Below are 24,638 nucleotides of genomic sequence, written 5' to 3'. Positions count from 1 at the left end.
GGCTTTGTAAGTCAGTTCCAAGGGGAAACCAATTAAAAATTGGTAACCCTATCTGAAAAGAGGCTGCGCGCGTGAGCGGGCAGCCTCTTTCGGGCGACAGTTGAAAAACCGTCTTATTGCTTGGCGGCAGCCAGCTGGGCAGCAACTTCTTCAGCGAAGTTGTCGACCGGCTTCTCGATGCCTTCGCCTACTTTGAAGTAGGTGAAGGAAACGATTTCAGCACCGGCTTTCTTGGCCAGTTCGCCAACCTTGACTTCAGGGTTCTTGACGAACGCCTGCTCAACCAGGCTCGCTTCTGCCAGGAACTTGCTGATACGGCCTTTGACCATGTTCTCAACAATGTTTTCTGGCTTGCCTTTGATCTTCTCTTCGTTCAGCTGCAGGAACACAGCTTTTTCACGCTCGATAGCTTCGTCGGAGACTTGCGAAGGCAGCAGGAACTCAGGGTTGCTTGCAGCAACGTGCATTGCGATGTCTTTGGCCAGCTCGACGTCACCGCCTTTCAGGACAACAGCAACACCGATCTTGTTACCGTGCAGGTAGGTGCCGACAACGTCACCCTCTACGCGTACCAGACGACGGATGTTGACGTTTTCGCCTACTTTGGCAACCAGGGCTTCACGAGCCGATTCCTGAGCGGCGATCAGCGGAGCTGCGTCGGTCAGTTTCTCGGCGAAGGCTTTTTCTACGCTGGCAGCAACGAAGTTTTTGAAGTCGTCTTGCAGGGCCAGGAAGTCGGTCTGCGAGTTGACTTCCAGCAGCACGGCTGCCTTGTCGTCGGCCTTGATGGCGATAGCGCCTTCAGCGGCAACGTTACCGGCTTTCTTGGCAGCCTTGATGGCGCCCGAAGCACGCATGTCATCAATGGCTTTTTCGATATCGCCGTCAGCCTTTTCCAGGGCTTTCTTGCAATCCATCATGCCTTCGCCGGTACGCTCGCGCAGTTCTTTAACCAACGCTGCAGTAATTGCTGCCATTTTCAAATTCCTCTTGGATAGGTTTTCAACCATTCCACCCGATCGAACGGGCGTTCAATTCTTCCCGAACCCGTTTGTAGCCGCTGCACGTTACAGATGCTGTAGCTGCGCTGCCGACAAATGGTTTTCGAGGTGGCAAAAAGGGGGCCAAGCCCCCTTTTTGCTTACTGAGTCAACGCCAGGGCGTCAATTACTCAGCTGCAGCCTGAGTTTCTTCAGCTGCGAATTCTACAGTACCGCCAGCAACGTTGTTGCGACCGCGGATCACTGCGTCAGCCATCGAACCCATGTACAGCTGGATAGCGCGGATTGCGTCATCGTTGCCTGGGATGATGTAGTCAACGCCTTCCGGGCTGCTGTTGGTATCGACAACGCCGATGACCGGGATGCCCAGCTTGTTGGCTTCGGTGATCGCGATGCGCTCGTGGTCAACGTCGATCACGAACAGTGCGTCTGGCAGACCGCCCATGTCCTTGATGCCGCCCAGGGAGCGATCCAGCTTTTCCAGGTCACGGGAGCGCATCAGCGCTTCTTTCTTGGTCAGCTTGGCGAAAGTACCGTCTTCGGCTTGTACTTCAAGGTCACGCAGACGCTTGATGGAAGCACGAATGGTCTTGAAGTTGGTCAGCATGCCGCCCAACCAGCGGTGATCGACGTACGGCGAACCGCAACGTGCTGCTTCTTCAGCAACGATCTTGCCAGCGGAACGCTTGGTGCCGACGAACAGAATCTTGTTTTTGCCCTGGGCCAGACGCTCTACGAAAGTCAGAGCTTCGTTGAACATTGGCAGGGTTTTTTCAAGGTTGATGATGTGAATCTTGTTACGCGCGCCGAAAATGTATTTACCCATTTTCGGATTCCAGTAACGGGTTTGGTGACCGAAGTGCACACCGGCCTTCAGCATATCGCGCATGTTGACTTGGGACATGATAGTTCCTTGATAAGTCGGGTTGGGCCTCCACGTATCCCAATGACCAACCATTGATCCGAGGATCAAAGGCACCCAGGCCATCGTGTCGACACGTGTGTGGGTTAATGCTCTCGGGGCTATCCCCGGAAAGCGGCGCATTTTATACCACAGGGACGACGCAAACGGAACCCGGAATCTGCAATCGCGTCAGGGACATGCGCGCCAGCCCCTTGGAATCGGGACAATGCACCGCATTGTATAGAGAGAAGCGATGCACGCAGGCGCGGATTTGCGCCTTTGGTCTGTTAGAATCGCGTTTTTCGGGGCCGCCAAATCTACAGCCGCGCCCCTGTTCGTATCAGCAAGCGCCGCCGAGCGCAGAGAGAGCCTGTATGACCGTCACCCTCAAAACCCCCGAGGACATCGCTGGCATGCGTGTCGCCGGCAAACTGGCCGCCGATGTGCTGGAAATGATTGCCGAACACGTCAAGCCGGGCGTGACCACCGATGAGCTGAACCAGATCTGCCACGACTATATCGTCAACGTGCAGCAGGCCATCCCTGCCCCGCTCAACTACAAGGGCTACCCGAAGTCGATCTGCACTTCGATCAACCACGTGGTCTGCCACGGTATCCCGAACGACAAGCCGCTGAAAAACGGCGACACCCTGAACATCGACGTCACCGTGATCAAAAACGGCTACCACGGCGACACCAGCCGCATGTTCCATGTCGGCACCGTGCCGGTCTGGGCCGAGCGCCTGTCGCAGGTCACCCAGGAATGCATGTACAAGGCGATCGAGATCGTCAAACCCGGCTGCCGCCTCGGCGACATCGGTGAAATCATCCAGAAGCACGCTGAAAAGAACGGCTTCTCGGTGGTGCGAGAGTTCTGCGGTCACGGCATCGGCAAGGTGTTCCACGAAGAACCGCAGATCCTGCACTACGGCCGCGCCGGCACCGGCATGGAACTGAAGGCCGGCATGACCTTCACCATCGAGCCGATGATCAACCAGGGCAAGGCCGACACCAAAGTACTGGGCGACGGCTGGACCGCGATCACCAAGGATCGCAAGCTGTCGGCACAGTGGGAACACACTTTGCTTGTCACCGACACCGGCTACGAGATCTTCACCCTGCGCAACGACGACACCATCCCGCGCATCTCGGCCTGATCCAGACACCGCTCCCAGCCTATAGAAGGAAAGCCAATCGATGCCGCAGGTGGATCCCGAACTCTTCGACCGCGGCCAGTTCCAGGCTGAACTGGCCCTGAAAGCGAGTCCCATCGCGGCGTTCAAGAAGGCGATCCGCCAGGCCCGCGAAGTGCTCGATGCACGCTTTCGGGCCGGTCGCGACATCCGGCGACTGATCGAAGACCGCGCATGGTTCGTCGACAACATCCTGCAAAAGGCCTGGGACCAGTTCGACTGGAGCGAAGACGCCGACATCGCGCTGGTCGCGGTCGGCGGCTACGGTCGCGGCGAATTGCACCCCTATTCCGACATCGACCTGCTGATCCTGCTGGACAGCGCCGATCACGAAATCTTCCGCGATTCCATCGAGCGTTTTCTGACGCTGCTGTGGGACATCGGCCTGGAAGTCGGTCAGAGCGTTCGCTCCGTCGACGAATGCGCCGAAGAGGCCCGCGCCGACCTGACGGTGGTCACCAACCTGATGGAAAGCCGCACCATCTGCGGCCCCGAACGCCTGCGCCAGCGCATGCTCGATGTCACCAGCACCGCACATATGTGGCCGAGCAAGGATTTCTTCCTGGCCAAGCGCGCCGAGCAGAAGGCTCGCCACCACAAGTACAACGACACCGAATACAACCTGGAACCCAACGTCAAAGGCTCGCCCGGCGGACTGCGGGATATTCAGACGATTCTGTGGGTGGCCCGTCGTCAGTACGGCACCCTGAACCTGCGCGCCCTGGCCGGCGAAGGCTTTCTGGTCGAGAGTGAAAACGCCCTGCTGGCTTCCTCCCAGGAATTCCTCTGGAAGGTGCGTTACGCCCTGCACATGCTGGCCGGTCGCTCCGAAGACCGCCTGCTGTTCGATCACCAGCGCACCATTGCCGGGCTGCTGGGTTTTGAAGGCGACGACGCCAAACAGGCTGTCGAAAACTTCATGCAGCAGTACTTCCGCGTTGTGATGAGCATTGCCCAGCTCAGCGACCTGATCATCCAGCACTTCGAGGAAGTCATCCTCGCCCCGGAAGACGAAGCCCCGCCGCAGCCGATCAACTCGCGCTTCCAGCTGCACGACGGCTACATCGAGGCACGCAACGACAACGTGTTCCGCCGCACGCCGTTTGCCATGCTCGAGATCTTCGTGCTGATGGCCCAGCAGCCGGAAATCAAAGGCGTACGCGCCGACACCATTCGTCTGCTGCGGGAAAACCGTCATCTGATCGACGACAACTTCCGCAACGACATCCGCAATACCAGCCTGTTCATCGAACTGTTCAAGTGCAAGATCGGCATCCACCGCAACCTGCGGCGGATGAACCGTTACGGCATCCTCGGGCGCTATCTGCCAGAGTTCGGCTTCATCGTCGGGCAGATGCAGCACGACCTGTTCCACATCTATACAGTCGATGCGCACACGCTGAACCTGATCAAACACCTGCGCAAGTTGCAGTACACCCAGGTGTCGGAGAAATTCCCGCTGGCCGCCAAGCTCATGGCCAAACTGCCCAAGCCTGAACTCATTTATATGGCCGGCCTGTACCACGACATCGGCAAGGGCCGGCATGGCGATCACTCGGAGATCGGCGCGGTCGATGCCGAGGCGTTCTGCCAGCGTCACCAACTGCCGGTGTGGGACAGCCGCCTGATCGTCTGGCTGGTGCAGAACCACCTGGTGATGTCGACCACTGCCCAGCGCAAGGACTTGTCCGACCCGCAGGTCATCCATGACTTCGCGCTGGCGGTCGGTGACGAAACCCGTCTCGACTACCTGTACGTGCTGACCGTGGCCGATATCAACGCGACCAACCCGACTCTGTGGAACTCGTGGCGTGCCAGCCTGTTGCGCCAGCTCTACACCGAGACCAAGCGCGCCCTGCGCCGTGGCCTGGAGAATCCGGTGGATCGCGAAGAGCAGATCCGCCAGACCCAGAGCGCGGCGCTGGACATCCTGGTACGCGGCGGCACCGATCCGGATGACGTCGAGCAATTGTGGGCGCAACTGGGCGATGACTACTTCCTGCGCCACACCGCCGGCGACGTGGCCTGGCACACCGACGCCATCCTTCAGCAACCGGCCGACGGCGGTCCGCTGGTGCTGATCAAGGAAACCACCCAGCGCGAGTTCGAGGGCGGCACGCAGATCTTCATCTACGCGCCGGACCAGCACGACTTCTTCGCCGTGACCGTGGCCGCGATGGACCAGCTCAACCTGAACATTCACGACGCCCGGGTCATCACGTCCAGCAGCCAGTTCACCCTCGACACCTACATCGTGCTCGACACTGATGGCGACTCGATCGGCGACAATCCGGTCCGGGTCAAACAGATTCGCGACGGCCTGACCGAAGCCCTGCGCAACCCGGCTGACTACCCGACGATCATCCAGCGTCGGGTGCCGCGCCAGCTGAAGCATTTCGCGTTCGCCCCGCAGGTGACGATCCACAACGACGCCCAGCGTCCGGTGACCGTGCTGGAACTCACTGCGCCAGATCGCCCGGGCCTGCTGGCACGGGTCGGCGGGATTTTCCTCGAGTTCGATCTGTCGCTGCAGAACGCTAAGATCGCCACCCTGGGCGAGCGGGTGGAAGACGTGTTCTTCATCACCGACGCCCACAATCAACCGCTGTCCGACCCGCTGCTGTGCAGCCGTTTGCAGGATGCCATCGTCGAACAGCTGAGCGTCAATCAGGAACCCGATATCAAACTGTCGCGCATCAGCATTTGATTGCGCGCCCGGATTCAACCGCTTTGCACGAGATCCCGCACCGATGAACAACGCTCTGTCCCAGCTTCAGCCCTACCCGTTCGAAAAGCTCCGCGCCCTGCTCGGCAGCGTCACGCCAAACCCGGACAAGCGCCCGATCGCGCTGTCCATCGGCGAACCGAAGCACCGCTCGCCAAGCTTTGTCGCCGAGGCGCTGGCGAACAATCTGGATCAGATGGCGGTGTACCCGACCACCCTCGGCATTCCGGCCCTGCGCGAAGCCATCGCCGCCTGGTGCGAGCGTCGCTTCAGCGTGCCGAGCGGCTGGATCGACCCGGCGCGCAACGTGCTGCCGGTCAACGGCACCCGTGAAGCGCTGTTCGCCTTCACCCAGACCGTGGTCAACCGTGGCGACGACGCCTTGGTCGTCAGTCCGAACCCGTTCTATCAGATCTACGAAGGCGCAGCGTTCCTCGCCGGCGCCAAGCCGCATTACCTGCCATGCCTGGATGAAAACGGCTTCAACCCGGACTTCGACGCGGTGTCGCCGGAGATCTGGAAACGCTGCCAGATCCTGTTCCTGTGCTCGCCGGGCAACCCGACCGGTGCGCTGATTCCGGTCGACGTGTTGAAAAAGCTGATCGCCCTGGCTGACGAATATGACTTCGTGATCGCCGCCGACGAGTGCTACAGCGAGCTGTACTTCGACGAACAGACTCCGCCGCCGGGCCTGCTCAGCGCTTGCGCCGAACTGGGTCGCAAGGACTTCAAGCGTTGCGTGGTGTTCCACAGCCTGTCCAAGCGATCGAACCTGCCGGGCCTGCGCTCCGGTTTCGTTGCCGGCGATGCCGACATCCTCAAGGGCTTTCTGCTGTACCGCACCTACCACGGCTGCGCGATGCCGGTTCAGACCCAACTGGCCAGCGTTGCTGCGTGGAATGACGAAGTACACGTACGCGCCAACCGTGCGCTGTATCGCGAGAAGTTCGATGCCGTGCTGGCGATCCTCAGCCCGGTGATGGACGTGCAGCGCCCCGATGGCAGCTTCTATCTGTGGCCGAATGTGCAAGGTGACGATGCCGCGTTCTGCCGTGATCTGTTTGCCGAAGAGCACGTGACCGTGGTGCCGGGTTCGTACCTTTCCCGCGACGTCGATGGCGTCAATCCGGGTGCCGGGCGCGTGCGCATGGCGCTGGTTGCGCCGCTGGCGGAATGCGTCGAGGCTGCCGAACGCATCCGCGATTTCGTTTTGCGCCACAAGTAATACCTGAAAGCCCGTGCCGGGCAATCCGGCACGGGCGATCAAATATCACGTAACAGTTCCCCTCCTTTTCTACCCCACTCCCCGCGCGCCAGACGTTAGTCTTGAGCGGCGCCGTTCGCTGCGCATCACTAAAAACCGACCTTTGACTTCATGGAAGAAGTGAAAAATGACAGAACTGCTCGATTGCCAACTCAATCAATGGCCCGACGATCAGGCGGCGTATATAGCCGCCATCAACGAAAACCCGGCCAATGCCGGCACCGCGACCGGCACTCGCCGCAAGCGCTCCGTCGTCAACTATTCAAAGCTGTGGGCCAACGGCCGCACGCTGAAGATCGCCTTCCTGGATGCGCCCGATACCGATCACAAAAAGAAGATCATCGACGCCGCCAGCCAGTGGTTGCCGTACATCAACCTCACGTTCGAATTCGTCGATGACCTGCTGGGCGACATCCGCATCGCCACTAAAAACAACGACAACAGTTCGATGCTCGGCACCGATGCGCTGCTGATTCATCCGGACTATCCGACCATGAACCTAGGCGTAAAGCCGGATCACCAGGACTTCGAAGTGATCGTGATGCACGAGTTCGGGCATGCGCTGGGCGCGCTGCATGAACATCAGCACCCACAGGCAAAGATTCCGTGGGATAAACCCAAGGTGTATGAGTTCTACAAAAATCGCGAGATGAACCCGCTGACCGAGGAGCAGGTCGACAGAAACCTGTTCGCCTCCTTCGATACGCTGGACGCGATCTACACCGCCTACGACCGCAGGTCGATCATGCACCACCCCGTGGCCAACACTTTGACCGTGGGCAACTGGGAGGTGCCGATCAACCGCACGATCAGCAAGAAAGACAAACGCCTGATGAGATTGCTCTATCCCAAGTAGGGTTTTCCTATTTGACCTGCCCCAGGTTAGCCTCACTCAAGTCGAGCTCGCCCAAAACTTCCCTCAGCACGTCATCACCGATCTGGTGCTGACGGCTGAGGCTGTACAACTCGAGGCGTTGCGCGCGCAGCGCCTTGAGTCGCAGACGGCGCTCCAGCAGATCCATCTGGAACGCCAGCGCCTGGGCTTCGGCCGAATCGTTGAACACCTCCAGTTGATGGCGATACTCGGACATGATCCGCGCCTTGAGCTCCGCTGCCAGCGCGGCTTGCGCGGCATCCTGCGGGTTGACCTCTTCGGTCTCCAGCGCATGAATCGCCGCTTCGGCGGTCTTGCGCCAGGCGTCGCGCACTTCCTGACGGCGTTTGTCGTCCGGGCTCTTTTCGATGCCGCGCAACAGCAACGGCAGCGCAATACAGGCCGCCACCAGTGACAACAGGATCACCCCGGCGGCGATGAAGATCAGCAGATCACGCTCGGGGAACGCCTCGCTGCCCATCAGCATCGGCACCGACATCACGCCTGCCAGGGTCACCGCACCGCGCACGCCACCGACGGTCAGCAGCCAGCAGGAACGTGCGGTCGGCACTTGCGTCAGATCACCCTTGCCGCGCAGACGGCGCAACAACACCGACAGACGCCAGATGCTCTGCACCCAGATGAAGCGCAACAGCACCAGTGCCAGGAAAATCGCCACCACGTCGAGACAGCGATAAAACAGGGTGGGCCACAATGACGTCTCGTGGCTGACCACCGCTTTAATGATGTCCGGCAGTTGCAGCCCCAGCAGCAGGAAGATCAGGCCATTGAAGGCGAACTCCAGTAACGACCAGACACTGCGGTTGAGCAAACGCGTGCTGGTCTGGCGCGGCAGCAGATCGAGCCAGCTCTGCATCATCCCCGCCGCCACTGCCGAAAGAATGCCCGACGCGCCGAGCCGTTCGGCCAGCACGTAAGCGGCGAATGGCAGCAGCAACATGAACACCACGTGAGTCGCCGGATCGTCCCAGCCCCGGGCAATCATCCAGGCGCGTAACCGGCCGACCAGCCAGCTCAGCGCCACACCGACCGCCAGCCCGCCGACCGCCACCAACACGAATGTCAGGCTGGCATTGGCCAGTGAAAATGCACCGGTGATCGCCGCGACCAGCGCGAACTTGAACGTCACCAGACCCGAGGCATCGTTCATCAGCGCCTCGCCTTGCAACATATGCATCAGCGGCGTCGGCAAACGGTTTTGCGCGATGGCCGAGACCGCCACGGCGTCGGTCGGCGACAGCACCGCCGCCAGCGCAAAGGCCACCGGCAATGGAATTGTCGGCAGCAACCAATGAATGAAGTAACCGGCGCCGACCACGGTAAACAGCACCAACCCCACCGCGAGCGTCAGCACCGGCCCGCGTAGGCGCCACAATTCGCGCTTGGGCATGCGCCAGCCATCGGAAAACAGCAGCGGCGGCAGGAACAGAAACAGGAACAGTTCGGGATCGAGGGCCACGTGCAGGCCGAGGGTCGGCCAGGCCAGCAAGGCGCCGGCGGCGATCTGCACCAGTGGCAGCGGCAGCGGAATCACCCGTCCCACCAGGCGCGAGACACTGACCAGCATCAGCAGGATCAAGACGGTATAAGCGGTTTGCATAAAGCGGAAATCCCGGACAATCGACAGCGTTGAACTGCCATATTAGCCGCTTAGGCTGTGGCTGACCGTTGCACCTATGTCGCAGGCGCCCACAGCAAAAGCAACCTCGGCGCCGCGAAACCGTCTGGTCATGGCATAATCCGACACCATTTTTTTCCAGCACCTGTAAAGGGGGCAATTCCTTGACCGTTTCAAGCAAAACGTTGCACCTTTTCGGCATCAAAGCCTGCGACACCATGAAAAAGGCGCGCACCTGGCTCGATGAACACGCTGTCAGCTATGACTTCCACGATTACAAGACCGCCGGCATCGACCGTGAACACCTGACCCAATGGTGTAACGAGCATGGCTGGCAAACGGTGTTGAACCGCGCAGGCACGACCTTTCGCAAACTCGACGACGAATGCAAAGCCGATCTCGACCAGTCGAAAGCCATCGAACTGATGCTCGCTCAACCCTCGATGATCAAGCGCCCGGTGCTCGATCTCGGTGACCGAACCCTGATTGGCTTCAAGCCAGATATCTACGCGGCCGCCCTCAAGTAAGCAGCCCGTCACTTTTTGTAGAGGTATTCACATGTCCAACTCCCTGTTCAGTATTGCCTTCGGCGTCGGCACCCAGAACCGTCAAGGCGCATGGCTGGAAGTGTTCTACGCCCAGCCGCTGTTGAACCCTTCGGCCGAACTGGTTGCCGCTGTTGCACCGATCCTCGGCTACACCGAAGGCAACCAGGCCATCACCTTCACCACCGCACAAGCCGCCCAACTGGCTGAAGCCGTGAAAGGCATTGACGCGGTACAAGGCAAGCTGCTGACCCGCCTGGCTGAAAGCCACAAGCCGCTGGTCGCCACCCTGCTGGCCGAAGATGCTCAACTGACCTCGACCCCTGAGGCTTACCTCAAGCTGCACCTGCTGTCCCATCGTCTGGTCAAGCCGCACGGCGTGAGCCTGGCCGGGATCTTCCCGCTGCTGCCAAACGTGGCCTGGACCAGCCAGGGCGCGATCGACCTCAGCGAACTGGCCGAGCTGCAACTCGAAGCCCGTCTGCGCGGCGAGCTGCTGGAAGTGTTCTCGGTGGACAAGTTCCCGAAAATGACCGACTACGTAGTACCGGCCGGCGTGCGTATCGCCGACGCAGCGCGTCTGCGTCTGGGCGCTTACGTGGGCGAAGGCACCACCGTGATGCACGAAGGCTTCATCAACTTCAACGCCGGCACCGAAGGCCCGGGCATGATCGAAGGCCGCGTCTCCGCTGGCGTATTCGTCGGCAAGGGTTCGGACCTGGGCGGCGGCTGCTCGACCATGGGCACCCTGTCGGGCGGCGGCAACATCGTGATCAAGGTCGGCGAAGGCTGCCTGATCGGCGCCAACGCCGGTATCGGTATCCCGTTGGGCGACCGTAACACCGTCGAGTCGGGCCTGTACGTGACCGCCGGCACTAAAGTCGCGCTGCTGGACGAGCACAACAACCTGGTCAAAGTGGTCAAGGCCCGTGAACTGGCCGGTCAGACCGACCTGCTGTTCCGTCGCAATTCGGAAACCGGCGCTGTGGAATGCAAAACCCACAAATCGGCGATCGAACTGAACGAAGCGCTGCACGCTCACAACTAAGCAGCACATTGATAACCTGTGGGAGCGAGCTTGCTCGCGAAGCTTTTTGGCGTCCTCAAGGACGCCTTCGCGAGCAAGCTCGCTCCCACAGTGTTTTGTGTACACCCGCCCAAGTTCACAGGGCTGAACAGATGATGATTCCCTCCCCCTGGCGCGCCGATTTCCCGGCCATCGCCGCCCTGCAACGGCAAGACCAGACTTACCTGGACAACGCCGCCACCACGCAAAAACCCCAGGCCCTGCTCGACGCGCTGGCGCATTACTACGCCAATGGCGCGGCCAACGTGCATCGTGCCCAGCATCTGCCCGGCGCCCATGCCACGCAGGCGTTCGAGGACAGCCGCCTGAAGGTTGCCCAGTGGCTGAATGCCGGTGACAGCGGGCAGATCATCTTCACCCACGGCGCCACCAGTGCGCTGAATCTCCTGGCTTATGGCCTGGAACATCTTTTCCATCCGGGCGATGAAATTGTCATCAGCGCCCTGGAGCATCACGCCAACCTGCTGCCGTGGCAGCAACTGACGCAACGTCGCGATCTGAAGTTGGTAATTCTGCCGCTGGACGAGGACGGCGTGATCGACCTCGCTGCTGCCGTTCACCTGATCGGCCCGCGCACACGTCTGCTGGCGGTCAGTCAGTTGTCCAACGTGATTGGCGCCTGGCAACCGTTGCCGGCATTGCTGGCGATGGCCAAGGCGCACAACGCGCTGACCGTGGTCGATGGCGCTCAAGGCGTGGTTCACGGCCGGCATGACGTGCAGGCGCTAGGTTGCGACTTTTACGTGTTTTCCAGCCACAAGCTGTACGGCCCCGATGGCCTCGGCGTGCTGTTCGGGCGCAACGCAGCGCTGGAGCAACTTCGCCCGTGGCAGTTCGGCGGCGAGATGGTGCTGGAAGCCAATTACCACGACGCGCGTTTCCGCCCCGCTCCCTTGGGCTTCGAAGCGGGAACGCCGCCGATTGCCAGTGTGATCGGACTTGGTGCGACTCTCGACTACCTCGCGGGTCTGGATCAGGACGCGGTGTCCGCCCACGAAGCAGCACTGCACGATTACCTGTTACGTGGCCTCGCGGCCCGCAACGGCATCCGTCTGCTGGGCAAACCGCAGCTGGCGCTGGCCAGTTTTGTCGTCGAAGGCGTGCACAACGCCGATCTGGCGCACTTGCTGACCGAACAGGGCATCGCCGTGCGTGCCGGGCATCACTGCGCGATGCCGCTGCTCAAGCGTTTCGAACTGGCCGGGGCGATCCGTGTGTCGCTGGCGCTGTACAACGATTCCGAGGATCTGGAGCGCTTCTTTGAAGCGCTGGATCAGGCGCTGGAGTTGTTGCGATGAGCCTGCCGGTCGAGGCCGCCGAAGCGCTGCGAACGTTTCAGAACGCCGCTGGCTGGGAACAGCGGGCGCGGCTGTTGATGCAGTTTGGTGATCGTCTGCCGCCGTTGAGCGATGCGGACAAATGTGACGCCAATCGAGTGCATGGCTGTGAAAGCCAGGTGTGGCTGGTTGGAGAGTTGCGCGACGACCGCTGGCAATTCGCAGCGAGCAGCGATGCGCGGATGATTCGCGGGTTGGTGGCGTTGTTGCTGTTGCGGGTCAACGGTTTGACCGCTGGCGAATTGCAGTTGGTTGATCTGCCGGACTGGTTCAATCAGCTGGGACTGTCGCGGCAGTTGTCGCCTTCGCGCAGCAATGGCTTGAATGCCGTGCTCAAGCGGATGAACGAGTTGGCGCAGTAAAAGGGCTGCTGCGCAGCCCTATACTTCAGGCCTGAGGCTTGACCCGATCCGCCGGGCGCCGAACACCCGCCACAATCTTGTCCACAGCCTTGGTCGCCGCGACCATGCCGAACGTCGCCGTCACCATCATCACCGCGCCAAATCCGCCAGCGCAGTCCAGCTTCACGCCATCGCCGACAAAACTCTTCTGCAGGCAGATGCTGCCGTCCGGTTTCGGATAGCGCAGCTGTTCCGTGGAAAACACGCACGGCACGCTGTAATGGCGGGTCACGGTGCGCGAGAAGCCGTAGTCGCGGCGCAGCGTCGAGCGCACTTTCGAGGCCAAAGGATCATTGAACGTACGGTTGAGGTCGCAGACCTGAATCAGCGTCGGATCGATCTGCCCGCCGGCGCCGCCGGTGGTGATGATCTGGATCTTGCGGCGCTTGCACCAGGCAATCAGCGCAGCCTTGGCGTTGACTGCGTCGATGCAGTCGATCACACAGTCGATGTTCGGCGTGATGTATTCGGCCATGGTGTCGCGGGTGACGAAGTCCGCCACAGCGTGCACCTTGCAGTCCGGGTTGATCCCGCGCAGACGCTCGGCCATCACCTCGACCTTGGGTTTGCCGACGGTGCTGTCCAGCGCATGCAACTGGCGGTTGGCGTTGCTGACGCAGACGTCGTCGAGGTCGAACAGCGAAATCTCGCCCACCCCGCAACGGGCCATGGCTTCCGCCGCCCAGGAACCGACGCCGCCAACGCCGACAATCGCCACGTGGGCTGCACGCAGGCGCTCGAGGCCCTCGATGCCATACAAACGGGCGATGCCTGCAAACCGCGGATCTTCTGTACTCATGACCATTACCCTAAAAACCGGCGCGCATTATAGGGCCGTCGGCGGCCAAGAGCATCTTTGCGCTATGAACGGCGAACGCGCCTGCTTTAATTAAAGCTGCACGTAACAAAGATTTGTCTTACACGCTGAAACGAAAGAACTTAAGTCAGGTTGGATTGCCCAACGTCCGGCATTTCCCTGTCTCTTGTAGGACTCGGCGAACTGCCGGTGTAGGATGCGCGCCCTCTTGGCGTCAACCAGCCGACCCTTCGTTCCACAGCCTTTGGAACCCGACACAGCTATGTCATCGCGTAAATTTGGACTCAACCTGGTGGTGGTTCTGGCAATCGCCGCCCTGTTTACCGGTTTCTGGGCGCTGATCAATCGCCCCGTCTCCGCGCCGAACTGGCCGGAGCAGATCTCCGGTTTCTCCTATTCACCGTTCCAGCAGGGACAGTTCCCACAGAAGGATCAGTATCCGTCCGACGATGAAATGCGCCGCGACCTGGAGATCATGAGCAAGCTGACGGACAACATCCGCATCTACTCGGTCGACGGCTCCCTGCAGGACATCCCGAAACTGGCGGAAGAGTTCGGCCTTCGCGTGACCTTGGGGATCTGGATCAGCCCCGACCAGGAGCGTAACGAGCGGGAAATCACCCGCGCCATCGAACTGGCCAACACCTCGCGCAGCGTGGTTCGCGTGGTCGTCGGCAACGAAGCAATCTTCCGCAAGGAAATCACCGCCGAACAACTCAGCGTGCTGCTCGACCGCGTGCGCGCGGCCGTGAAAGTGCCGGTCACCACTTCCGAACAGTGGCACGTCTGGGAAGAGCACCCGGAGCTGGCCAAACACGTCGACCTGATTGCCGCCCACGTTCTGCCGTACTGGGAATTCATTCCGGTGGACAAGGCCGGGCAGTTCGTTTTCGACCGCGCCCGCGACCTGAAAAAAATGTTCCCGAAAAAGCCGCTGCTACTGTCCGAAGTCGGCTGGCCGAGCAACGGTCGCATGCGCGGTGGCGCCGATGCGTCGCCGGCGGATCAGGCGATCTACCTCCGTACGCTGGTCAACAAACTTAATCGTCAGGGTTTCAACTACTTCGTGATCGAAGCGTTCGACCAGCCGTGGAAGGCGAGTGACGAAGGTTCGGTCGGCGCTTACTGGGGCGTGTTCAACGCCGCACGCCAGCAGAAATTCAACTTCGAAGGCCCGGTGGTGGCGATCCCGCAATGGCGCGTGCTGGCCATCGGCTCGGTGGTGCTGGCGCTGTTGTCGCTGACCCTGCTGATGATCGACGGCTCGGCCCTGCGTCAGCGCGGCCGTACCTTCCTGACCTTTATCGCGTTCCTGTGCGGTTCGGTGCTGGTGTGGATCGGTTACGACTACAGCCAGCAATACAGCACGTGGTTCAGCTTGACGGTGGGCTTCCTGCTGGCGCTCGGTGCGCTCGGGGTGTTCATCGTGTTGCTGACCGAGGCCCACGAACTGGCCGAAGCGGTGTGGATTCACAAGCGTCGCCGTGAATTCCTGCCGGTGATCGGCGATTCGGATTACCGCCCGAAAGTCTCGATCCACGTGCCCTGCTACAACGAGCCGCCGGAGATGGTCAAACAGACCCTCAACGCTTTGGCCAACCTCGACTATCCGGACTTCGAAGTCCTGATCATCGACAACAACACCAAGGACCCGGCGGTCTGGGAACCGGTGCGCGACTACTGCGAAACCCTCGGCCCGCGCTTCAAGTTCTTCCACGTCTCGCCGTTGGCCGGTTTCAAGGGCGGCGCGCTGAACTACCTGATCCCGCACACCGCCAAGGATGCCGAAGTGATCGCGGTGATCGACTCCGACTACTGCGTGCACCCGAACTGGCTCAAGCACATGGTGCCGCACTTCGCCGACCCGAAAATCGCCGTGGTGCAGTCGCCGCAGGACTATCGCGACCAGAACGAAAGCACCTTCAAGAAGCTCTGCTACGCCGAATACAAAGGTTTCTTCCACATCGGCATGGTCACCCGCAACGACCGCGACGCGATCATCCAGCACGGCACCATGACCATGACCCGCCGTTCGGTTCTGGAAGAACTGGGCTGGGCCGACTGGTGCATCTGTGAAGACGCCGAGCTTGGTCTGCGGGTATTCGAGAAAGGCCTGTCGGCGGCGTATTACCACGACAGTTACGGCAAGGGTCTGATGCCGGACACCTTCATCGACTTCAAGAAGCAGCGTTTCCGCTGGGCCTACGGTGCGATCCAGATCATCAAACGCCACACCCGCAGCCTGCTCCGCGGCAAGGACACCGAGCTGACTCGCGGCCAGCGTTACCACTTCCTCGCGGGCTGGCTGCCGTGGGTCGCGGACGGCATGAACATCTTCTTCACCGTCGGCGCGCTGTTGTGGTCGGCGGCGATGATCATCGTGCCGCAACGAGTCGATCCGCCGCTGCTGATTTTCGCAATCCCGCCGCTGGCGCTGTTCGTGTTCAAGGTCGGCAAGATCATCTTCCTGTACCGTCGCGCCGTGGGCGTGAACCTCAAGGATGCGTTCTGCGCGGCACTGGCCGGTCTGGCGTTGTCGCACACCATCGCCAAAGCGGTGCTGTACGGCTTCTTCACCAGCAGCATTCCGTTCTTCCGCACCCCGAAAAACGCCGACAACCATGGTTTCTGGGTGGCGATTTCCGAGGCCCGGGAAGAGCTGTTCATCATGCTGCTGTTGTGGGGCGCGGCGCTGGGAATCTTCCTGGTGCAGGGCATTCCGAGCAACGACATGCGCTTCTGGGTGGCCATGCTGCTGGTGCAGTCGCTGCCGTACGTGGCGGCGCTGATCATGGCGTTCCTGTCGTCGCTGCCAAAACCAACGGCTGCGCCTGAACCGGCACCGGTGGTCTAAATCCTTCCGGATGCACTAAACGGCGGCCAATGGTCGCCGTTTTGCTTTAAGATAACCGCCATTTTGCGCGCCTTGCCCCCCAGCTTTCGGAGTTTTCCATGACGGCCCACGCCGACCTTTCGCCGACCCTCCAACTCGCCATCGACCTGATCCGCCGTCCGTCCGTGACGCCGGTCGACGCCGATTGCCAGAAGCAGATGATGCAGCGCCTGGGCGATGCCGGTTTCCAGCTGGAACCGATGCGCATCGAAGATGTGGATAACTTCTGGGCGACTCACGGTAAAGGCGACGGCCCGGTGTTGTGCTTCGCCGGCCACACCGACGTGGTGCCGACCGGCCCGGTGACCGCCTGGCAGATCGACCCGTTCAACGCGGTGATCGACGAGCACGGCATGCTCTGCGGCCGCGGCGCGGCGGACATGAAAGGCAGCCTGGCCTCGATGACCGTCGCCGCCGAGCGCTTTGTCGCCGACTACCCGGATCACAAGGGCAAGGTTGCGTTCCTGATCACCAGCGACGAAGAAGGCCCGGCGCATCACGGCACCAAGGCTGTGGTCGAGCGTCTGGCAGCCCGTAACGAGCGTCTGGACTGGTGCATCGTCGGCGAACCGTCGAGCACCACGCTGGTGGGCGACGTGGTGAAGAACGGTCGTCGCGGCTCCCTCGGCGCCAAACTGACCGTACGCGGTGTGCAGGGCCACGTGGCCTATCCGCACCTGGCGAAAAACCCGATCCACCTCGCTGCCCCGGCCCTCGCCGAGCTGGCTGCCGAGCACTGGGATCACGGCAACGACTTCTTCCCGCCGACCAGTTTCCAGATTTCCAACGTCAACTCCGGCACCGGCGCGACCAACGTGATTCCGGGTGATCTGGTGGCGTTGTTCAACTTCCGCTTCTCCACCGAGTCGACCGTTGAAGGCCTGCAGAAACGCGTCGCCGACATCCTCGACAAGCACGGTCTGGACTGGCACATCGACTGGGCGCTGTCCGGTCTGCCGTTCCTCACCGAGCCGGGCGCGCTGCTCGACGCGGTGTCGTCGAGCATCAAGCAGATCACCGGCCGCGAGACCAAGGCGTCCACCAGCGGCGGTACCTCCGACGGTCGTTTCATCGCGACCATGGGCACGCAGGTTGTTGAGCTGGGCCCGGTCAACGCGACCATCCACCAGGTCAACGAGCGCGTGCTGGCGGCCGATCTCGACGTGCTGACCGAGATCTACTACCAGACCCTGATCAAGTTGCTCGCCTGATGCTTGCGTGCCCGATCTGCAGTGAACCGCTGAACGCGGTGGACAACGGCGTGGTCTGCCCCGCCGGCCACCGCTTCGACCGCGCGCGTCAGGGTTATCTGAACCTGCTGCCGGTACAGCACAAGAACAGCCGCGATCCCGGCGACAACCAGGCGATGGTCGAGGCCCGCCGCGACTTTCTGAACGCCGGGCATTACGCGCCGGTGGCCAAGCGCCTGGCGGAGCTGGCGGCGGGTTATGCGCCGGCGCGCTGGGTCGATATCGGTTGTGGCGAGGGTTACTACACCGCGCAGATCGCCGAGGCTTTGCCCGATGCTGACGGTTACGCACTGGACATCTCGAAAGAGGCGGTCAAGCGCGCCTGCAAACGCAATCCGGCGCTGACCTGGTTGATCGCCAGCATGGCCCGTGTGCCATTGGCTTCCGGCAGCTGCCAGTTTCTGGCCAGCGTTTTCAGTCCACTGGACTGGGAAGAAGCCAAGCGTCTGCTCAGCGTCGGCGGCGGTCTGATGAAAGTCGGCCCGACCAGCGGCCATCTGATGGAACTGCGCGAGCGCCTGTACGACGAAGTGCGCGAATACACCGACGACAAGCATTTGGCCCTGGTGCCGGAAGGCATGGCGCTGGCGCACAGTGAAACCCTGGAATTCAAATTGACGCTGGACAAGCCCGAGGATCGCGCCAACCTGCTGGCGATGACGCCCCACGGCTGGCGCGCCAGTGCCGAGCGCCGCGCGGCGGTCATCGAACAGCCCGAGCCGTTCGTGACCACCGTCTCGATGCGCTACGATTATTTCGTTCTTCAATAACTTTTGGTCTCGGGCAACGACCCGGGGCCGGCTAAATCCGCGAATGGATTTTTCAGACCCGCAGTGAGGACATCCATGCGCCAACCGGACATCGAGATTTACCTGAAAGACGCCGACGTCGACCACAAGGCCATTTCCGCCTGGCTGGGCGCCGCCCTCGGCCCTTGCAGCGACTGGGTACAGAAAGGCCAGACTTACAAGTGCAAGGCCGGCAACATCCCGGTGACCTGGCTGCCGAAAGCCGTGGGCAAGTGGAACAGCCTGTACCTGGAAAGCGACCAGACGCCGTGGGACGACGACATCGCCTGCGCCCGCGCCGCGTTCGCTGCGCTGAACGTTGAGGTGCGCTGCGCGCCGGGGACGTGGGTTGAAGAAGAAGGTGAGGAAACGGCGGATCGCTGGATTCGCATCAGCGCCGACGGTGAAGAAGAAATCACCTGGAAAACTGCATAAAAGCAGCTTCAAGCTTGATCGTTCCCACGCTCCGCGTGGGAATGCAGCCCGGGACGCTCCGCGTCCCAAAGCGGACGCAGAGCGTCCATTGAGGCATTCCCACGCAGAGCGTGGGAACGATCATTACAGACCTACAACGTCTTCAGCCTGCAACCCCTTCTGCCCTTCCACCACCGCGTATTCAACCTGCTGACCCTCGGTCAGCGAACGGTGGCCTTCGCCGCGGATCGCGCGGTAGTGCACGAACACGTCCACCCCGTCTTCGCGCTGAATGAAGCCGTAGCCCTTGGCGTCGTTGAACCACTTCACGTTGCCGGTTTCACGTGTTGCCATCTGTTCATACTCCTTTTTTATTATTGAACAGGCTTTTCGCAGGAAAGCCTTTGAGGAACGTCAGCCTGCGTCCGACGTCCATAAAAGGGCCCCGGCGACAGATCGCCGAGTATATGACAGGCGGCAAAACTCTCAACAGGAGATTACTTCGCCGCTTTTTTGCCGATTTTCGCCCAATACGGCAAACTGTCGACCGCCCGAGCAAACGCTCGGTTTATCCACTCACGCAGAAGCCGTATGACCCGTTCCCCGTTCCGCCGTCTTGTGTTTGGCACCTTGCGCCGACTGTTGTATCTCTGGGTTCGCTCCGAGACGATCAACCAGTCGTCGTTCACCCTCAACCTCGACCGCAGTCGTCCGGTGTTCTACGTCCTGCAAAATCCATCGCTGACTGATCTGGCGGTTGTCGACACCGAGTGCACCAAGGCCGGCCTGCCGCGCCCGGTGCTGCCGGTGTCCGTGGGTTCGCTGATCGAACCGGCGGCGTTCTTCTACTTGACGCCGGATCCGGACTGGCTCGGCCGCCAGGACAAGCGCGGTGCGCCACCAACCCTGACCCGACTGGTCAGCGCCCTGAGCCAGAATGCTGCCGAAGACGCGCAGATCATTCCGGTCAGCGTGTTCTGGGGCCAGTCGCCGGACAGCGAAAACAGCCCGTGGAAACTGCTGTTCGCCGACAGCTGGGCCGTCACCGGGCGTCTGCGTCGCCTGCTGAGCATCATGATTCTGGGGCGCAAGACCCGCGTGCAATTCTCGGCGCCGATCCACCTGCGCGAGCTGATCGAACACAACAAGGGCCACGAACGCACCGTGCGCATGGCCCAGCGGATCCTGCGGGTGCACTTCCGCAATCTGAAAGCTGCGGTGATCGGCCCGGACATTTCCCACCGCCGCAACCTGGTCAAAGGCCTGCTCAACCAACCGCTGGTCAAGCAAGCGATCCTCGACGAAGCCGAGCGCGAAAACATCTCCCCGGAAAAAGCCAAGGCCCAGGCCCTGCGCTACGGCAACGAGATCGCTTCGGACTACACCTATACCGCGATCCGTTTTCTGGAAGTGGTGCTGAGCTGGTTCTGGAACAAGATCTACGACGGGATCAAGGTCAACCACATCGAAGGCGTGCAGAAGGTCGCCCAGGGTCACGAAGTAATCTACGTGCCGTGCCACCGCAGCCACATCGACTACCTGCTGCTGTCGTACTTGCTGTTCCGCAACGGCCTGACCCCGCCGCACATCGCCGCCGGGATCAACCTGAACATGCCGGTGATCGGCAGCCTGCTGCGCCGTGGCGGCGCGTTTTTCATGCGCCGCACGTTCAAGGGCAATCCGCTGTACACCTCGGTGTTCAACGAATACCTGCACACCCTGTTCACCAAAGGGTTCCCGGTCGAGTACTTCGTCGAGGGCGGTCGCTCCCGCACCGGGCGCATGCTGCAACCGAAAACCGGGATGCTCGCGATCACCATGCGCAGCTTCCTGCGTTCGTCGCGGATGCCGATCGTGTTCGTGCCGGTGTACATCGGTTACGAGCGCGTGCTCGAAGGCCGGACCTACCTCGGCGAACTGCGTGGCGCGAGCAAGAAGAAAGAATCGATCTTCGACATCTTCAAAGTCATCGGCGCGCTCAAGCAGCGCTTTGGCCAGGTGGCGGTGAACTTCGGCGAGCCGATCAAACTCGCCGAATTCCTCGACAGCGAACAGCCGGACTGGCGCCAGCAGGAACTCGGCCCGCAGTACAAACCGGCCTGGCTCAACGAAACCACCAACCGCCTCGGCGAGAAAGTCGCGCAGCACCTGAACGAAGCAGCGGCGATCAACCCGGTCAACCTGGTGGCGTTGGCGCTGCTGTCGACCACCCGACTGGCACTCGACGATCGAGCCATGGCGCGAGTGCTGGATCTGTATCTGGCATTGCTGCGCAAGGTTCCGTACTCGCCGCATACCACGTTGCCGGAAGGCGATGGCCGGGCGCTGATCGAGCACGTGAAGGACATGGATCTGCTGTCCGAGCAGAACGATGCGCTGGGCAAGATTCTGTACCTGGACGAGCAAAACGCCGTCCTGATGACCTACTACCGCAACAACGTGCTGCACATCTTCGCCCTGCCGGCGCTGCTGGCGAGTTTCTTCCAGAGCGCCTCGCGCATGAGCCGCGAACAGATCCTGCGCTACACCCGCGCGCTGTATCCGTACCTGCAATCGGAGCTGTTCATCCGCTGGACCCTGGACGAACTGGACGCGGTGATCGATCAGTGGCTGGACGCGTTCGTCGAACAAGGCCTGCTGCGTTTCGAGAAAGACGTGTACTTGCGCCCGGCGCCAAGCTCGCGGCATTTCGTGCTCCTGACCCTGCTGTCGAAGAGCATCGCCCAGACCCTGCAACGCTTCTACATGACCGTGTCGTTGCTACTCAACGCAGGCCAGAACACCATCAGCGCCGAAGAACTGGAAGACCTGTGCACGGTCATGGCCCAGCGCCTGTCGATCCTGCATGGCCTCAACGCGCCGGAATTCTTCGACAAGAGCCTGTTCCGCCATTTCATCCAGACCCTGCTCGACCTCGACGTACTGCGTCGCGACGAAGCCGGCAAGTTGAGCTACCACGAACTGCTCGGCGAACTGGCCGAAGGTGCGGCCAAACGGGTGCTGCCGGCGGAGATTCGCTTGTCGATCCGTCAGGTAGCCCTGCATCGCAGCGAAGATGCGGCCGATCAGGTCGCCGCCCCTGTGCAAAGCGACTAAATTCCTACAGGCGCCAGGCTTCTTCTGGCGCCGTCGATACGGAGATCTCCGATGAAAAAACTTTCCCTGCTTGCCGCCGCCACGCTACTCAGCGCCTGCCAGTCGACCGCACCGGCCGGCAAAGTCAGCCTCGACGGCGAAGTGTTCTACCTGCAACGCATCGCCCTGCCGCCAAGTGCGACCCTGAGCGTGAGCCTGCAGGACGTCTCGCTGGCCGATGCTCCGGCCGTGGTACTCGACGAACAGAAAGGCCCGGTCAAAGGCCAGGTGCCGCTGCCGTTCCACTTGAGCTACGATCCGGCCCAGGTCAAACCCGGCCACCGCTACTCGGTCAGCGCACGCATTGAAGTCAACGGCGAGCTGATGTTCATCACCACCGAAAACCATTCCGTGCAGCTTGATGGCAAGGATCCGCAGCCGCTGAAGATCCGCGTCGACGCCGCCCGCTAATTCTTTTGAACAAGGAAGCTTTCATGCTCCGTCCTACCCTTCGCTTCGCCAGCCTGTGCGCGGGCCTGATGATCTCCGCCAACGCACTGGCCCTGTCCCTCAGCGACCTGTCGCAAGGCGACGCCACCGGCGGCCTCAAGGATGCCCTGACCCAGGGCGCGCAACTGGCCGTCAAACAACTCGGCACCCCGGGCGGCTTCAGCAACAACCCGGACGTGAAAATCGAACTGCCGGGCAAACTCGGCAAAGTCGCAGGCAAGATGAAAGCCTTCGGCATGGGCGCCCAGGTCGACGAACTGGAAACCGCCATGAACAAGGCCGCGGAAACCGCCGTCACCCAGGCCCAGCCGATCCTCGTCGACGCCGTGAAGAAAATGAGCGTGGAAGACGCCAAAGGCATCCTCAGCGGCGGCAACGACTCCGCCACCCAGTACCTGGACAAATCCAGCCGCGAACAGATCCGCACCAAATTCCTGCCGATCGTCAAACAGGCAACCGACAAGGTCGGTGTAGCCCAGAAATACAACACCTTCGCCGGCCAGGCCGCGACCTTCGGCGTGGTGGATGCGAAGAGCGCCAACATCGAAAGCTACGTGACCGAACAAGCGCTCAACGGCCTGTTCGAAATGATCGGCAAACAGGAAGAAACCATCCGCAAGAACCCGGCCGCTGCGGCGACGAGTCTGGCGAAAAAGGTGTTCGGTACGCTCTAAGCCGACACGATACGGGTGTGAGCTGTCTCACTCCCGTTATTCAATCCGTTCCGCCGTCCAATATCGCTGTACGCCACACTCTTGCGATATACATCGGTAAACCCCTCCACCGCCCGCAGAATCACCGAACACTGAAACTCGATGAAGTACGTCAGATCGAGTTCATCAGCCTCGCTGTGCAAATACGACCGCCCGTACTTCACAGGCGCGTTGCGCAGTAAAAGACTGATCGCGATATAGCGGAACGCCGAAAACTCATGCTTGAACATGAACCAGTAAAACAGCGCCCTGGCGACCCGCCCGTTACCGTCGCGAAACGGATGTTCGTAACCCAGGGCAAAGTGCAGCGTGATCGCCTTGATCAGCGGATGCAGGTAGTTTTTTTGCCGAGGTGAACCCTGTGGTTGATTGATCCACTGCGAGAGCAAATCCAGTCGCCTCACCAGTCCGGCCACAGGCGGTGGCGAGTGCACGGTATTCCCTTCGCCGTCCTGCACCACCACTTCATCGTTGGTCCTGAAAAGCCCTGGGTCATACTGCTCGTCATCAATGCCCTCGACACCAACTCGATGGATTGACGCTATCAACTCCACGCTCAATGGCTCGTAACGTTTTTCCCAGACGAAATTCATCATCCGGTAATTACCCATGACCATCCGCTCATCCGGCGTCCGGGGCTGACGCCGCTGCTTGAGCATGTCCTTGGCAACACGGGTAGTGGTCGCGGCGCCCTCCAGCTGACTGCTGCTGATCGCCTCATCCTCGATCAGATCGTTAAGCAAATAACTGAAATGCGCCCGCTCGCCTATCTGGCTGGTCATGTACTCCAGCGACGCCGTCGTAGTTTGCCGATCTACCACTGAAAGGGTCTTCTGCGCGGTGGGCGTCGGCACAAACTTCCCCCACTGCGCCGGCTCCCCCAAAGGCAGAAGCTGAATGTACTGAGCGACCCGCGCCTTCTTGACCAACGCCCAACACAAACGCGAATCCAGCCCACTGGCCCAGCGATACCGCAAATCCTCAAAAGGCAGATACCGCCCCTGGTCATCCAGCGGCTTGAGCAGCGCAAGATAATCCGCCAGACGCTGCTTGTGAGGCGCGCGCATCAACAACTCAAAGACCGGATCGGCCCGACCCTTCAATACCGGCGGTTTCTTCATCAAAGCTGACTCAAACAAGGCTGAAAAACAGCCTCGAGTACAGCACCGCCAACACAGCGACTCAATATCGGAGCCGTCTGAAAAACA

Annotated in this window: 21 protein-coding genes; 15 read left to right on the top strand and 6 right to left on the bottom strand. The window is 61.0% G+C overall.

Annotated features, from left to right (window positions below; translation table 11 throughout):
- Nucleotides 1-113: 113 nt before the first annotated feature.
- Entirely contained in the window at nucleotides 114-977 is an 864-nt protein-coding gene (tsf, locus tag PMI24_RS13595) for a translation elongation factor Ts (RefSeq protein ID WP_007954770.1), read from the bottom strand.
- A gap of 190 nt (nucleotides 978-1,167) precedes the next feature.
- Nucleotides 1,168-1,905 carry a 30S ribosomal protein S2 gene (gene rpsB / locus PMI24_RS13590; RefSeq protein WP_003222119.1) on the bottom strand — a complete coding sequence of 246 codons (738 nt, stop codon included), beginning with the start codon at nucleotides 1,903-1,905 and terminating at the stop codon, nucleotides 1,168-1,170.
- 374 nt (nucleotides 1,906-2,279) lie between these two features.
- Here rpsB and map point away from each other — a divergent pair, with 374 nt between their 5' ends.
- The 4 genes from map to PMI24_RS13570 all read left to right on the top strand — a co-directional run bounded on the left by map (nucleotide 2,280) and on the right by PMI24_RS13570 (nucleotide 7,943).
- Nucleotides 2,280-3,062 carry a type I methionyl aminopeptidase gene (gene map, locus PMI24_RS13585; RefSeq protein WP_007954769.1) on the top strand — a complete coding sequence of 261 codons (783 nt, stop codon included), beginning with the start codon at nucleotides 2,280-2,282 and terminating at the stop codon, nucleotides 3,060-3,062.
- Nucleotides 3,063-3,102: 40 nt separating this feature from the next.
- Complete coding sequence (locus PMI24_RS13580) at nucleotides 3,103-5,805, top strand: [protein-PII] uridylyltransferase (RefSeq protein WP_007954768.1); 2,703 nt, start codon at nucleotides 3,103-3,105, stop codon at nucleotides 5,803-5,805.
- 43 nt (nucleotides 5,806-5,848) lie between these two features.
- The gene (dapC, locus tag PMI24_RS13575) at nucleotides 5,849-7,048 is read left to right on the top strand and encodes a succinyldiaminopimelate transaminase (protein WP_007954767.1); all 1,200 of its coding nucleotides are present in this window, start codon (nucleotides 5,849-5,851) and stop codon (nucleotides 7,046-7,048) included.
- Nucleotides 7,049-7,214: 166 nt separating this feature from the next.
- On the top strand, nucleotides 7,215-7,943 hold the full coding sequence (locus PMI24_RS13570) for a M12 family metallopeptidase (RefSeq protein WP_007954766.1): 729 nt from the start codon (nucleotides 7,215-7,217) through the stop codon (nucleotides 7,941-7,943).
- Nucleotides 7,944-7,950: 7 nt separating this feature from the next.
- On the opposite strand, the gene PMI24_RS13565 is transcribed toward PMI24_RS13570, so the two are convergent.
- Complete coding sequence (locus PMI24_RS13565) at nucleotides 7,951-9,582, bottom strand: Na+/H+ antiporter (protein WP_007954765.1); 1,632 nt, start codon at nucleotides 9,580-9,582, stop codon at nucleotides 7,951-7,953.
- A gap of 182 nt (nucleotides 9,583-9,764) precedes the next feature.
- On the opposite strand from PMI24_RS13565, the gene PMI24_RS13560 reads away from it, so the two are divergent.
- The 4 genes from PMI24_RS13560 to PMI24_RS13545 all read left to right on the top strand — a co-directional run bounded on the left by PMI24_RS13560 (nucleotide 9,765) and on the right by PMI24_RS13545 (nucleotide 12,931).
- Nucleotides 9,765-10,127, top strand: a complete 363-nt coding sequence (locus PMI24_RS13560) for an ArsC family reductase (protein ID WP_007954763.1) — start codon at nucleotides 9,765-9,767, stop codon at nucleotides 10,125-10,127.
- A 31-nt stretch (nucleotides 10,128-10,158) separates the two neighbouring features.
- On the top strand, nucleotides 10,159-11,193 hold the full coding sequence (gene dapD / locus PMI24_RS13555) for a 2,3,4,5-tetrahydropyridine-2,6-dicarboxylate N-succinyltransferase (RefSeq protein ID WP_007954762.1): 1,035 nt from the start codon (nucleotides 10,159-10,161) through the stop codon (nucleotides 11,191-11,193).
- Between the two features lie 131 nt (nucleotides 11,194-11,324).
- Nucleotides 11,325-12,530 carry an aminotransferase class V-fold PLP-dependent enzyme gene (locus PMI24_RS13550; protein ID WP_007954761.1) on the top strand — a complete coding sequence of 402 codons (1,206 nt, stop codon included), beginning with the start codon at nucleotides 11,325-11,327 and terminating at the stop codon, nucleotides 12,528-12,530.
- The gene (locus PMI24_RS13545; RefSeq protein ID WP_007954760.1) at nucleotides 12,527-12,931 is read left to right on the top strand and encodes a SufE family protein; all 405 of its coding nucleotides are present in this window, start codon (nucleotides 12,527-12,529) and stop codon (nucleotides 12,929-12,931) included. Before PMI24_RS13550 ends, PMI24_RS13545 begins: the two co-directional genes overlap by 4 nt.
- Before the next feature lie 25 nt (nucleotides 12,932-12,956).
- On the opposite strand, the gene tcdA is transcribed toward PMI24_RS13545, so the two are convergent.
- A complete protein-coding gene (gene tcdA, locus PMI24_RS13540; RefSeq protein WP_039769652.1) occupies nucleotides 12,957-13,775 on the bottom strand; it encodes a tRNA cyclic N6-threonylcarbamoyladenosine(37) synthase TcdA in 819 nt (272 codons plus the stop codon).
- A 274-nt stretch (nucleotides 13,776-14,049) separates the two neighbouring features.
- Here tcdA and PMI24_RS13535 point away from each other — a divergent pair, with 274 nt between their 5' ends.
- The 4 genes from PMI24_RS13535 (at nucleotide 14,050) to PMI24_RS13520 (ending at nucleotide 19,153) form a co-directional block, all read left to right on the top strand.
- On the top strand, nucleotides 14,050-16,641 hold the full coding sequence (locus PMI24_RS13535; protein WP_007954757.1) for a glycosyltransferase: 2,592 nt from the start codon (nucleotides 14,050-14,052) through the stop codon (nucleotides 16,639-16,641).
- 98 nt (nucleotides 16,642-16,739) lie between these two features.
- Nucleotides 16,740-17,891, top strand: coding sequence for a succinyl-diaminopimelate desuccinylase (gene dapE, locus PMI24_RS13530; protein WP_007954755.1), 1,152 nt, complete (start codon nucleotides 16,740-16,742; stop codon nucleotides 17,889-17,891).
- Nucleotides 17,891-18,700: a putative RNA methyltransferase gene (locus PMI24_RS13525; RefSeq protein ID WP_007954754.1), complete on the top strand. Its 810-nt coding sequence runs from the start codon at nucleotides 17,891-17,893 to the stop codon at nucleotides 18,698-18,700. The genes dapE and PMI24_RS13525 overlap by 1 nt, the downstream gene beginning before the upstream one ends.
- Nucleotides 18,701-18,775: 75 nt before the next feature.
- Complete coding sequence (locus PMI24_RS13520) at nucleotides 18,776-19,153, top strand: hypothetical protein (protein ID WP_007954752.1); 378 nt, start codon at nucleotides 18,776-18,778, stop codon at nucleotides 19,151-19,153.
- A gap of 123 nt (nucleotides 19,154-19,276) precedes the next feature.
- On the opposite strand, the gene PMI24_RS13515 is transcribed toward PMI24_RS13520, so the two are convergent.
- Nucleotides 19,277-19,486: a cold shock domain-containing protein gene (locus PMI24_RS13515; RefSeq protein WP_007954750.1), complete on the bottom strand. Its 210-nt coding sequence runs from the start codon at nucleotides 19,484-19,486 to the stop codon at nucleotides 19,277-19,279.
- A 237-nt stretch (nucleotides 19,487-19,723) separates the two neighbouring features.
- On the opposite strand from PMI24_RS13515, the gene plsB reads away from it, so the two are divergent.
- From plsB to PMI24_RS13500, 3 genes are read left to right on the top strand one after another with little or no spacing between them, the layout of a single operon-like run.
- Nucleotides 19,724-22,228, top strand: a complete 2,505-nt coding sequence (gene plsB / locus PMI24_RS13510) for a glycerol-3-phosphate 1-O-acyltransferase PlsB (RefSeq protein ID WP_007954748.1) — start codon at nucleotides 19,724-19,726, stop codon at nucleotides 22,226-22,228.
- Nucleotides 22,229-22,279: 51 nt separating this feature from the next.
- On the top strand, nucleotides 22,280-22,678 hold the full coding sequence (locus PMI24_RS13505; protein WP_007954746.1) for a YbaY family lipoprotein: 399 nt from the start codon (nucleotides 22,280-22,282) through the stop codon (nucleotides 22,676-22,678).
- Between the two features lie 23 nt (nucleotides 22,679-22,701).
- Nucleotides 22,702-23,391 (top strand): DUF4197 domain-containing protein, encoded by a 690-nt coding sequence (locus tag PMI24_RS13500; RefSeq protein ID WP_007954744.1) that lies wholly within the window; start codon nucleotides 22,702-22,704, stop codon nucleotides 23,389-23,391.
- Here the strand turns inward: PMI24_RS13500 and PMI24_RS13495 are convergent.
- Nucleotides 23,388-24,551 (bottom strand): Fic family protein, encoded by a 1,164-nt coding sequence (locus tag PMI24_RS13495; protein ID WP_007954742.1) that lies wholly within the window; start codon nucleotides 24,549-24,551, stop codon nucleotides 23,388-23,390. The two genes, PMI24_RS13500 and PMI24_RS13495, sit on opposite strands and share 4 nt — an antisense overlap.
- Between the last annotated feature and the right edge of the window lie 87 nt (nucleotides 24,552-24,638).

Source organism: Pseudomonas sp. GM25, from assembly GCF_000282255.1.
Classification (GTDB): Bacteria; Pseudomonadota; Gammaproteobacteria; order Pseudomonadales; family Pseudomonadaceae; genus Aquipseudomonas; species Aquipseudomonas aphyarum.
The sequence above is the reverse complement of the archived record's forward strand: the minus strand, read 5'-3'. Positions and strand labels throughout refer to the sequence as shown.

What these genes read in the sequence shown, in the direction of transcription:
- PMI24_RS13580 (WP_007954768.1), top strand. Translation starts at nt 3,103, where the DNA reads ATGCCGCAGGTGGATCCCGAACTCTTCGACCGCGGCCAGTTCCAGGCT.
- plsB (WP_007954748.1), top strand. Translation starts at nt 19,724, where the DNA reads ATGACCCGTTCCCCGTTCCGCCGTCTTGTGTTTGGCACCTTGCGCCGA.
- dapD (WP_007954762.1), top strand. Translation starts at nt 10,159, where the DNA reads ATGTCCAACTCCCTGTTCAGTATTGCCTTCGGCGTCGGCACCCAGAAC.
- dapE (WP_007954755.1), top strand. Translation starts at nt 16,740, where the DNA reads ATGACGGCCCACGCCGACCTTTCGCCGACCCTCCAACTCGCCATCGAC.
- PMI24_RS13520 (WP_007954752.1), top strand. Translation starts at nt 18,776, where the DNA reads ATGCGCCAACCGGACATCGAGATTTACCTGAAAGACGCCGACGTCGAC.
- dapC (WP_007954767.1), top strand. Translation starts at nt 5,849, where the DNA reads ATGAACAACGCTCTGTCCCAGCTTCAGCCCTACCCGTTCGAAAAGCTC.
- PMI24_RS13515 (WP_007954750.1), bottom strand. Translation starts at nt 19,486, where the DNA reads ATGGCAACACGTGAAACCGGCAACGTGAAGTGGTTCAACGACGCCAAG.
- PMI24_RS13500 (WP_007954744.1), top strand. Translation starts at nt 22,702, where the DNA reads ATGCTCCGTCCTACCCTTCGCTTCGCCAGCCTGTGCGCGGGCCTGATG.
- PMI24_RS13525 (WP_007954754.1), top strand. Translation starts at nt 17,891, where the DNA reads ATGCTTGCGTGCCCGATCTGCAGTGAACCGCTGAACGCGGTGGACAAC.
- PMI24_RS13565 (WP_007954765.1), bottom strand. Translation starts at nt 9,582, where the DNA reads ATGCAAACCGCTTATACCGTCTTGATCCTGCTGATGCTGGTCAGTGTC.
- rpsB (WP_003222119.1), bottom strand. Translation starts at nt 1,905, where the DNA reads ATGTCCCAAGTCAACATGCGCGATATGCTGAAGGCCGGTGTGCACTTC.
- PMI24_RS13505 (WP_007954746.1), top strand. Translation starts at nt 22,280, where the DNA reads ATGAAAAAACTTTCCCTGCTTGCCGCCGCCACGCTACTCAGCGCCTGC.
- PMI24_RS13545 (WP_007954760.1), top strand. Translation starts at nt 12,527, where the DNA reads ATGAGCCTGCCGGTCGAGGCCGCCGAAGCGCTGCGAACGTTTCAGAAC.
- PMI24_RS13570 (WP_007954766.1), top strand. Translation starts at nt 7,215, where the DNA reads ATGACAGAACTGCTCGATTGCCAACTCAATCAATGGCCCGACGATCAG.
- PMI24_RS13495 (WP_007954742.1), bottom strand. Translation starts at nt 24,551, where the DNA reads ATGAAGAAACCGCCGGTATTGAAGGGTCGGGCCGATCCGGTCTTTGAG.
- tcdA (WP_039769652.1), bottom strand. Translation starts at nt 13,775, where the DNA reads ATGGTCATGAGTACAGAAGATCCGCGGTTTGCAGGCATCGCCCGTTTG.
- map (WP_007954769.1), top strand. Translation starts at nt 2,280, where the DNA reads ATGACCGTCACCCTCAAAACCCCCGAGGACATCGCTGGCATGCGTGTC.
- PMI24_RS13535 (WP_007954757.1), top strand. Translation starts at nt 14,050, where the DNA reads ATGTCATCGCGTAAATTTGGACTCAACCTGGTGGTGGTTCTGGCAATC.
- PMI24_RS13550 (WP_007954761.1), top strand. Translation starts at nt 11,325, where the DNA reads ATGATGATTCCCTCCCCCTGGCGCGCCGATTTCCCGGCCATCGCCGCC.
- tsf (WP_007954770.1), bottom strand. Translation starts at nt 977, where the DNA reads ATGGCAGCAATTACTGCAGCGTTGGTTAAAGAACTGCGCGAGCGTACC.